Source organism: Priestia sp. P5_B4, from assembly GCF_056400385.1.
In genome coordinates, this window is sequence record NZ_JBFULJ010000775.1 from 1 (window position 1) to 1,822 (window position 1,822).

2 protein-coding genes and 1 pseudogene are annotated in these 1,822 nt (G+C 39.8%); 1 reads left to right on the forward strand and 2 read right to left on the reverse strand.

Features of this window, described 5'->3' with window-relative positions; translation table 11 throughout:
• A partial coding sequence (locus AC1DRF_RS25815) for an L-lactate permease (protein WP_477742057.1) occupies positions 1-992 on the forward strand: 992 nt, incomplete at its 5' end.
• A gap of 58 nt (positions 993-1,050) precedes the next feature.
• Here AC1DRF_RS25815 and AC1DRF_RS25820 read toward each other — a convergent pair.
• Together AC1DRF_RS25820 and AC1DRF_RS25825 are read right to left on the reverse strand one after the other, a co-directional pair.
• Positions 1,051-1,323, reverse strand: a complete 273-nt coding sequence (locus AC1DRF_RS25820) for a hypothetical protein (RefSeq protein WP_427076059.1) — start codon at positions 1,321-1,323, stop codon at positions 1,051-1,053.
• 191 nt (positions 1,324-1,514) lie between these two features.
• A pseudogene (locus tag AC1DRF_RS25825) lies at positions 1,515-1,822 on the reverse strand (MFS transporter); the annotation flags it as partial.

A 1,822-nucleotide genomic window follows, 5' to 3' on the forward strand; every position in this document is an offset into this window, starting at 1 on the left:
CCCAGTTTGTCAGCTCTAACTTTTTAGGACCGGAACTTCCCGATATTTTATCGGCACTCGTTTCACTTTTTGCGCTCGCTATTTTCTTAAAATTCTGGAAACCGAAAACAACGTTTCGCTTTCAATCTGAAAAAGCAGCACATGAAGTAGCTTCCGCTTCGGCTGAGCCAAGAGAAACTCAAGATCAACCCGCATTCACGGGGGCTCAAATTGCAAAGGCGTGGTCACCTTTTTTAATTTTAACGATCTTTATTTCTATATGGGGAATTCCTCAAATTAAAACCGCTTTGACAGGACATTATGAAGGAGCTAACGCTTTTTTAAGCGCTATCAATTCCATCGGACATTATTTAACGTTTATGCCAGAAGTACCTTGGTTAAATAATTTAATTTTAAATGGAAATGGAGAACCGATTGCGGCAGTTTATAAGTTAGAATTACTAGGCGCTGCCGGCACAGCTATCCTGTTGTCTGCTGTTGTCACAAAATTTATCGTCAACATCTCTTGGAAAGACTGGTTCATTACGTTTAACGAGACGTGCAAAGAATTAGCGTTGCCGCTGCTTACCATTATGTCCGTTGTGGCATTTGCTTACGTGACAAATGCGTCTGGAATGAGTACAACCTTAGGACTGCTGTTAGCTAAAACAGGCGCGTTATTTCCCTTTTTCTCTCCTGTACTCGGCTGGCTCGGTGTTTTTATTACAGGATCAGATACTTCAGCCAACTTATTGTTTGGCAACTTGCAAAAAATCACGGCTACATCTATTGGAATGGATCCGCTTCTTGCGCTTGCAGCAAACTCTTCTGGTGGAGTAACCGGTAAAATGATTTCACCGCAGTCCATCGCCGTTGCCTGTGCTGCGGTTGGGTTGGCTGGAAAAGAGTCCGATTTGTTTCGTTTCACGGTGAAGCACAGCTTATTTTTACTGCTGATTGTCTGCGTATTAACATTTTTACAATCCAATGTATTATCGTGGATGATTCCTTAATCAAAAAAAGCTTCCGTATCTAGAGGTACCCCTCTGAACGGAAGCTTTTTTCTTTTAGTTAAGATTGATTAATAGCATATACAACAAATAAAACTATGTCTAGCAAAATCATTACAACACCGACAAGCAGCCAGATGTTTCCTTGAGTCTTTTTCTCACCTTCTTGCATTTCAAACGCCCGAATAGCAAATACAATTCCAAGGGTAAACACAAGAAAAAACAGCTGACGGTAATCGAAGAACGACAGTACAGCAAAAATTAAAGTGAAAAACACCATAATCATTTCTAAAATCCGATAAGGCTGCTTTTGACATGCTAATAATAGTTTCATTTCTTGACCTACTTTCATCCCGTTTTTAATAGCGTTATTTTACTATTAATTTTAAATGAGATGTTAGTGCTTTGTGCATTGTTCACTGTTTTGTAACAAAGGCTTCTATGTAAAAAAAGATAGCCATAGGAATGTTCTATGACTATCTTACCTTGTATTGGCATGTGGTATGCCAGATAATATGAAAAAACTTATGTTAACGAACGATCTGGGCGTACTCCAAACCAAAGTATAATAGCTACAATAATTGGGAGAATACTAACAAGTAAAGCTCCTTCCCATCCAATAGTTTCGGCAAGCCATCCGCAAAGAATAGGTGATAAAAACGCTCCAATATTTCCCCATAAGTTCATCCATCCCGAAACAGATCCTGAATACTCATTTCCTAAATCAACCGCTGCTGCCCATGATGTCACAACAGGAAATCCGAGCGAACCCAAAGCAAGGGTTAGCCATAGCACATTCATCCAAGGTGTAGTTGCATAGGCTGCTAGATACA